The organism is Moraxella lacunata (genome assembly GCF_002027545.1).
Classification (GTDB): Bacteria; Pseudomonadota; Gammaproteobacteria; order Pseudomonadales; family Moraxellaceae; genus Moraxella; species Moraxella lacunata.
Map to the genome: position 1 here is coordinate 1 of NZ_MXAN01000025.1, position 8,314 is coordinate 8,314.

The 8,314-nt window shown below is 48.2% G+C and carries 7 protein-coding genes; 5 read left to right on the plus strand and 2 right to left on the minus strand.

From position 1 onward, the window contains the following. Positions 1-47: 47 nt before the first annotated feature. Positions 48-869 carry a tape measure protein gene (locus B5J94_RS04585; RefSeq protein WP_079363959.1) on the plus strand — a complete coding sequence of 274 codons (822 nt, stop codon included), beginning with the start codon at positions 48-50 and terminating at the stop codon, positions 867-869. A 214-nt stretch (positions 870-1,083) separates the two neighbouring features. Here B5J94_RS04585 and B5J94_RS04590 read toward each other — a convergent pair whose 3' ends face one another. Both B5J94_RS04590 and B5J94_RS04595 read right to left on the minus strand, forming a co-directional pair. Beyond that, a complete protein-coding gene (locus B5J94_RS04590; RefSeq protein ID WP_306307000.1) occupies positions 1,084-1,548 on the minus strand; it encodes a GNAT family N-acetyltransferase in 465 nt (154 codons plus the stop codon). 49 nt (positions 1,549-1,597) lie between these two features. After that, positions 1,598-2,992, minus strand: a complete 1,395-nt coding sequence (locus B5J94_RS04595; protein ID WP_062501420.1) for a DUF3482 domain-containing protein — start codon at positions 2,990-2,992, stop codon at positions 1,598-1,600. A 548-nt stretch (positions 2,993-3,540) separates the two neighbouring features. Between B5J94_RS04595 and B5J94_RS14075 the strand changes: the two genes are divergently transcribed. The 4 genes from B5J94_RS14075 to B5J94_RS04610 are packed head-to-tail and all read left to right on the plus strand — an operon-like array spanning position 3,541 to position 8,288. Beyond that, a complete protein-coding gene (locus tag B5J94_RS14075; RefSeq protein WP_156471118.1) occupies positions 3,541-3,708 on the plus strand; it encodes a hypothetical protein in 168 nt (55 codons plus the stop codon). Beyond that, the gene (locus B5J94_RS04600) at positions 3,709-4,830 is read left to right on the plus strand and encodes an Ig-like domain-containing protein (RefSeq protein ID WP_079363960.1); all 1,122 of its coding nucleotides are present in this window, start codon (positions 3,709-3,711) and stop codon (positions 4,828-4,830) included. 1 nt (position 4,831) lies between these two features. Beyond that, complete coding sequence (locus B5J94_RS04605; RefSeq protein WP_079363961.1) at positions 4,832-5,245, plus strand: Ig-like domain-containing protein; 414 nt, start codon at positions 4,832-4,834, stop codon at positions 5,243-5,245. Next, entirely contained in the window at positions 5,226-8,288 is a 3,063-nt protein-coding gene (locus B5J94_RS04610) for an Ig-like domain-containing protein (RefSeq protein WP_062501302.1), read from the plus strand. The genes B5J94_RS04605 and B5J94_RS04610 overlap by 20 nt, the downstream gene beginning before the upstream one ends. Positions 8,289-8,314 lie beyond the last annotated feature (26 nt).

Here is an 8,314-nt window from a genome sequence, read left to right on the forward strand (position 1 = left end):
TTTTGGGGTGCGGTTCACAATTGGGGCGGTTTTTTGTTGGAGTTTTTATGGCAGATTTAAGTTACGACATTGCGTTTAAGAGTGATACCAAGGGTATTGAGACCGCCCGTGCAGGCATTGACAAGCTCACAGGGGCGTTGGCGACGTTGGGTGTTGGCTTGGGCGTCAAAGAGCTTGCCGAGACTGCGGACGCTTATAGCACGCTTTCGGCAAGGATTGCCGTTGCGGTGGGTGAGACGGGTAATGTACAAGAAGCGATGGCAGGCGTGCAACAAATCGCCCTTGCTACTAACTCAGACCTAAACGCAACAAGCCAACTGTTTACCAAAATCCACGAAACAGGCAAGCAAATGGGGCTGACCCAACAGCAAAGCCTTGATTTGACCAAAACAATCCAACAAGCCATTAGCCTAAGCGGTGGTTCGGCACAAGCGGCAGAGGCGAGTATCACTCAGCTTGCACAAGCCTTGGCAAGTGGGGTACTTCGTGGCGATGAGTTTAACTCAATCGCTGAGCAGTCCCCCGAGATTATGACTGCCCTTGCCAACTCGCTAAACGTAACCACGGGCGAGCTTCGCACCATGGCAGGCGAGGGTAAACTATCCGCCCAAGTAGTAGTAAACGCCCTACAACAACAAGCAGGGGCGATTGAAGAGAAGTTTGCCAAATTTCCGACCACAATCGGTCAAGCCATGCAAAATATCAAAACGCAATGGCAAATCATGGTGGGTGAATTTAATACCGAAAGTGGGGCGAGTGCTGTTGTTGTTAAAGCGTTAAATGTGATTGGCGAGAATTTAGCATGGCTAAAAAACGTTTTTAACGATGTTGGGAGCGGTATTACATGGTTTAGCGACAAACTATCATAGGGGCAAGGCTGATACGCTTATTTTCTTTAAAATCAATCATTTGGTAAAAATCTTGTGGCTGTATTGGGCAGATGGTTCACGGCTGTTTTGTTCATTTGTGGTTTTAGGACATGGGTTTGAATAACCAATGCAATGCCAAATCATCTCGCTTGGGCTCGCCATTATTACCGTCATCAGGAAAAGGCATGCTCTCGCCCGTGAGCTGATAACCACGTCATTCATAGTAGGCGAGAAGTTCGGGGCGGTGCGATAGGATGGACATGGCACAGCCGTCTAGGGCGTGGCGTGTGGCATGTCGCCCTGCGAAGGTCTCGACCGCTGTCAGTAGGGTGTTGCCCACGCCTTTGCCTTGGAGTTCGGGCGAGACGGCAAAGGTGCCGATGTAGGCGACATTTTTGTCGTGCATGGTGGTAAACTGCACCCCGATACATGCCAAGATTTGCTTTTGCCCATCAATCTCTGGCTCAAACACAAAGACATACGACCCATCGGCGGTGATGGTTTTTTCTATCTCAGCTAAGGTGGTGCGAATACCGCCAATGAGCTGACTTTCGTTCGTCCATCCTTCATCGTTGCGATAACAGCGGTTTAGGAGTGCGACCAGAGCCTGAGAGTCGCTGATGTCAGCTTGGCGTAGGCGGATGTCATCGGGGCGGATGGCTAGGGCGGATGTGGTCATGATGTGTCCTTGATTTGTGATGGGTGTCACTGATAGGGTAGGCGTGCCGTTAGTGTGATTTTTCCATGTCGCCCAGATGGGTTAGCAGGGTGTCGCCGAGCTTGTCCGACAGTTCGGAGCGGACGGCTTTTTTGTCATCATAACGCCCGTCCAGACTGCTATAATGCGGATAGGCACGAGCTTTTTTAAGTGGTGCGGGGAGCTTGCCTGCTTGCCACACCAACGTGTCATGATGATGAGTGCTAATGATGTCAAGGCTGGCATGTCCTAAGTGGCGTAGGGTGTAGTGTAGGTTTTGGCTTTGGATGGCGAGCAGGGCAAGTGTCTCATCGTTGATGGTCAGGGTCTTAACGCCCATGGCTTTATCCTTGATGGTACCGCTGTTAGGTAGCAGTCCACCAAGCACGCCCCCAATGGCAGTACCTAGCCCCAGACTTGCCCCAAGGGTCGCCACATCAATGCCTGCCCCGACTATCATGCCTGCCATGCTACCACTGGCGGTGCGAATGCCATAACGGGCAAGCAGTTCACTGTCGAAAATATCCTGCTCGGCACCTGTGACGGCAAATTCGCCATGCTCGGTCTGCACATGATAAAATTTATACAAATCCAACAGCTTTTGTTGCATAATATCAAAGGCTTGACGGGTGGCGTGTTGCATGGTGGTGAGTGTGGGTGCGGGGTCGTCATCTTCCCCGATTTTTTTGTGAAAACTTGCCACATTAACCAGAAAATCAGCAATCACCAAACTGCCTGTCTCCGCCATGTCCTGCCACAACTCGGTGCGTTCGTGCTTTAAGGTAGCAAAGGCAGGATGATGGGTGAGCGTGCCTAGGTTGTCCCATAACGCCATCTCGCTGGCAAAGTCAAAAGCGATGGTATCAAAAGGCTGATAAGCATGCAACGCCCGTCGTGATAAAGTCTCACGCCAGTCATCGAAGTTCGCTCGCTCATCTTTGATGAAGTTAAACACAGGCAGTACAGGCACGCCCGAGCTTGCCAAAATCGCCAGTTCGTCCTTGTATTTGGACAGCACAGGCTCACGCACGTCCACGACATAAATGGCGACATCGGCAGAGAGTAGGGCGTTGATGACTTTGGCTTCTTGACTATAATCATCGCCCAGTTTGGGGTCACTGCTTGCGACCGCCCTTAAAAAGGCTTGCAAACGTTCCACACCATCGGCTCGCCCATCGGTGTGTTCATGCAAAAAATCCATCACACCCGAGCCGTCTTCTAGTCCGGGGGTGTCATGCAGGGCAATCAAAGGCTTGCCATCGTTGGCGTAGAGCGTGACGGCTTCGACATGGCGGGTGGTGGCGGACGCATTTTTGACTTCGCCAAATTCGCCATCTCGGAGCAAGGTTCGCATGAGTGATGTTTTGCCGACATTGGTGTGTCCGATGACGATGAGTTTGATGGGTACGGCAGGTTGGTGTGGCATAAATGGATGGTCGTGATAAATTGGCTTTATTATAAAATAAATGGCAAAAGAATGATAGAGATGATGTGTATTTGGTGTAGATACACCCAACGAATTTGATATTTACCACAGGCTTTGTAGGGACTGGCTCCGCACGTCCTTTGATAACATGCCAATTTTTATAGGCGTGCACAGCACGCCCCTACACCCAAACTTCATTATGTTTGTGGTAATTTTAAAGTTTCTCAGGTGTAAGTAAAATTCTTAAAATTTACCCAGTGAAGTGGTCGAATTGTTTTTTGAAAAACGTGCGATTCCCCTGCTTTTTAAACAGGCGTTTTCATTGCAAATACCAATATTTAACACGCCCAAGTTATAAAAACAAATTTAAAGATGTTTGCACATAAATCGCCCATCATGCCATCGTGTTTGATGGGCGATGATGGTTTGTTTTGATAAAAATATAAATTGATAATTTTGATTTAATAAATTTAAATTTTTAAAAAATTAAAGAAGATATTGGCATAATACTTGCTTGGGTTTAGTGTCATTATTTTTTTGGTATTATTATGAAAACCCTACTCATCAAAACCCCCACCCAAACATCAACCATCGCCATCCCACAAGGTCAAGCCGTCAAAGTGCCAGCCAATGCCGATACGCAGTATCAGCTAACGGACGGACAAGGTCGCCTTATCCAAAATCCAAAGATCAAGCGTACGGGCGATGATTTGTGAGTGCTTGATGAGTCGGGCGAGACGGTGGAGCTTGTGCTTGAAGGGTATTATAATGAGTATCCTGTGGAGGATTTGGGGTATTTGACCGACATGGGCAACACCTTTGCAACCACCAATGCTGAATTTGGGGGCGTGCCAGTTGTGGGCGAGGCAGTTGCCGTGGCAAGTACGCCTTGGTATGCAAGTGTGGGGGCGAAGCTTGCGATGATTGGGGGTGGGATTTTTGGGACGGTGGCTGTTGCTAAGTCCAATAAAGAGTCAGATGATAAGTCAAATGATGATGGGCATCAGTCGGATACTCAGATTGACCTAAGTCCTGAGCCAACACCGACTCCTGAGCCAACACCTGCGCCAAGCACAACACCTGAAATTTTGACAGCAACCGTTGCCATCAATGACGTGGACACCGTTACCCAAAAAAGCTTGGATAAAGACGTTGTCTTGTCTGGCACATTTGAAGTCTCAGACCCAACAGCGACCGCCCAAATCACTTTGACAATCAACGGCACGCCCCACCAAGCAAGCATTCAAGGCACAACTTGGACGCTGACATTAGATGGACAAACGTTGGCACACGCCCAAGGCACACAGCCCCTTGTCGCTACCATTAACGCCATCGACACAGCAGGTCAGAATGCTACCAACACCGCCCAAGCAACCTACCTTGTGGATACGCACGTAGATATGCCTGTCATCAGCTTTGACCCGATTGCCCAAGATGACATCATCAACTTGATAGAAAGCCAAGCCCCGACCACACTTATCACAGGGGCAGTCCAAAATGTGAGCGATGGCGAGATTTTGACATTGGCGATTGGTAAATCAGTTGCCACGGCTGAGATTATCGATGGCAAATTTAGCGTGCTTGTCGATACTGTCGCCCTTGTCAATCACAAAACCATTGACGCTACCATCACCGCCCGTGATGAGCATGACAATACCGCCACTGCCACGCTTTCTAAGAGCGTGAGTGTGCAGACCGAGATTGCCACGCCAACCATTACCCTTGATGACATTGCAGGGGATAATAGACTTCTTTCCAAACCCCGATTTTTGTGGATTTTTAAAAACCTCAACCCCAATACTTATAAGGGTTTATTTTTAGTTTGGAAAGAGATTTAATGTGATTAACAAAGAAGAAAGCGAGCAGGACACCATTACCATTAGCGGTAAGGTAACAGACGTGCCAGTAGGGCAGGACGTGCTTGTGGCGTGCTATTGTAGCACTTGTGCCAATGTCAATTGGAAAGAGATTTATGCCAAAGTCAAAGAAAATGGCGAGTTCTCGGTGGATTTTTCGACCATTGATTTGGTAAGAGCAGGCAATAACACCATCAAAACCACCGTAACTGTCGTGGACAATGCCAAGAACACCGCCACCGCCAGCACCGAAAAAACATACAGCGTAGATACAGACGCACCTGCCCCCACGATACAGATTGGCAATGTTACCGATGACAATCTTATCAATCAAGACGACAGCACCCAAACTGGTGCTATTGTGTCGGTTTTGGTAAATGATTTGGGGGGTGGATGATGTGGTTACGTCCGTTGTTCTGATGGTCAATGGCACATCTTATACCGCCACAAAAACAGCCGATCCAAACACCTATACCGCCGATGTGTCCATGACGGATTTGGCTAATGACACGCAGATTGTCGCTCACGTTACCGCCCAAGACAAGGCAGGCAATGTGGCAACGGTGAATGGCGAGCGGGCGTATGATGTCAATCTGTCTGCCCCGCAAGTTACCATCAAACTTGACCCGATTGCCAATGACAACATCATTGACGAGACAGAACGCACAGGCGATAGTGATGGCAATATCATCATTACAGGCAAAGCGACAGGCGACTACAACGACCAAGATGATGTGGTGGTAAGCCTTGGTAACAGCACTTATCCTGCCAAGCTGACCGCCCAAGGCACATTCTCGGTTGCCATACCTGCCGACACCTTGACCAAAGACAGCACCAAATCAATCACCGCCACCCTTAGCACCAAAAACAGCGTGGGCAACACGGCAACTGTAAGCGATACTGTGGGGTATGCGGTGCAGTCGAATGAATTACAAATCATCATCGACCCCATTACTGCCGACAACCTTATTAATGAGAGCGAAGTCACAGGCGAGATTGTCATTACAGGTAGTGTATCAGGGGCGGACAGATTGCTCAATCAGCCCGTTACGCTAACCATTGGCGGACAAGACTTTGAGACAACTGCCAATGCCGATGGCGTATTTGAATTGCTCATATCGGCAAGTGTGCTAAAAGACGTGCCAACCTACACCATTGTCGCCACCGCCACAGGGCAAAATAATGCCAAAGCAAGCACTAATTTGGCATATAAAGTCGGTGCCAATGTTGCCGCCCAAATTGACATTACCAATATTGATGGCAATTTTGGGCTAAGTGTTGCCCAAGAAGAGTCGATTGTTAGAATTGGCGGACAATTTGAGTTTGATGGGGTATTTGGCAAAGGCATGAATGATATGCACGTTCGCCATGTGAGCGTTAAGATTGGCGATAAGACCTATTATTCAGGGCTTGACCGTGGCAAATTTTTCTTTGATGTGCCGTTTGATGAATTACAAGCATTAAACGGTCAGTCGCTGAGCTATGAATTTATTCACAATCCCAATGCCAAATTGTACGATTTGACCGATTTGGGCGGTGGGGCATATCAGATTACCGATAGCAACACCAACTGGCAAATCAATGCCGATGGCAAAAATACCGCCACCATCAAAGAAGTAACCATTGATAGTCCTTATCTGACCAAAGGGGCTGATGGTAATTATAGCGTGGCGGTGTCCGATGAGCCGATGTCTGTGGTAAGCGGTGTGGTGTCGGGCAGTGCTAAGGCTGATGACGTGGTGAGCATTGATGTGGCAGGCACAAAATACACAGCCGTGGTGGGGGCGGACAATACCTTTAAGGCGATGGTAAAAACGTCCGATTTGGACAAAGATGATGACAGTCTTGTCGTTGCAAGCCTTGCTACCCAAGACTTGGCAGGCAATGCCATCACGGTACAAGATACCGAACGCTTTGTCAATGCCAATCGTATGTCCAAGGAGCTGGTCTTTACACGACCGTCCAACACCGAGCCGACAAATCTTGACCACACAAGCCCCGACAATGACATGGCGTATTTTATCAAGTACCTAAATTCGCACAAAATGGAAACCAAGCCATTTAGCATTCCTGTGGGTGGGTATGCCACCGAGCCTGCCATTGTCAAATATCATTTTGCCACGCCTGATGACTATCATGTCCTAAAAGAGCGATACACAAGGGGTGTGCAGGGCGAAGTCAATGCTGATTTGAGTACCCTAAAACCCTACACCGAAGCCATGAAAAACATCGTGCGTAAGGCATATGATGAATATGCAAGCTATGCCAATATTAAGTTTATTGAAGTGGACGACCCGCTGGACGCAGACACCAATCTGTTTTCGGCAAATCTAACAGGTGTGCATTCGGGCAGTTCGGCTTATGCGTTTTTGGGTGGTAATATCTGGTGGTCAAATGGCTATGCCAACGTTCAAAGCGGACACAGTCCCTTTGCTTACTATACCGCCTTGCATGAGATTGGGCATACGCTCAATATGCGACACACCCATGACAACTTTAAGGGCGACTATCTGCCAGAAGACAGTTTGGAATTTTCGGTGTTGTCTTATAAGCCTTATATGAATTATAGTATGTATCTCAACATGGGTGGGCTTAGAATGTATGATTTGGCACACATTCACCGCCAGTTTGGGGTCAATCCCAATGCCCGCTCAGGCGATGATGTTTATACTTTCAAAAATTACAACACCGTACTGGGCGATGGCGACCGCTATATTTGGGACGGGAATGGTGTGGATACCTTTGATGCGTCCAACGAAACCCAAGGCGTAAACGTCAATCTAACCCTTGGTTCGTGGATTTATGTGGGCGATGAACGCCAAAAAACCTTTGCCATCAAAAACTTATCCACCGTAACATTTGCCGATTATTTTGATCTAAACGACACAGATACGCTCATCGGCGGGGTCGGGGACGACACTTACATCATCGACAGCACAGGCGATAGCATTACCGAGCTTGCAGGCGAAGGGGTGGATAGCGTGTTTAGCCATGTTGATTTTGACCTAAATGGGCAAGAGCTTGAAAACCTGACCTTGATTGGTATTACCGCCAAAACCGCCACAGGCAACGAGCTTGACAACGTACTGACCGCCAACAACATGGGCAATACCCTAATCGGCAATGCAGGGAATGATACCTTGATTGGCGGTTTGGGGGCGGACATTTTGACAGGGGGCGATGGCGATGATATTTTTGTGTTTAGCACCCTGCTAAATGGCACGATGGACACCATTACCGACTTTGAGATGGGCGACAAAATCAAACTTGACAAAGCGGTCTTTGATGTGGACGCAAGCACCCTAACCGAGCGTATCACTTACAATAAAGACACCAAAGTTCTATCCTATGATGCCGATGGCGAAGGTGGTGCAGATGCCATTGATTTTGCCAAGGTGGAAGGGGTGTTTGAAGTTAAGCTTGACAACTTTATTTTATAAGGTTTGATACTTCAATCTCAACTTAA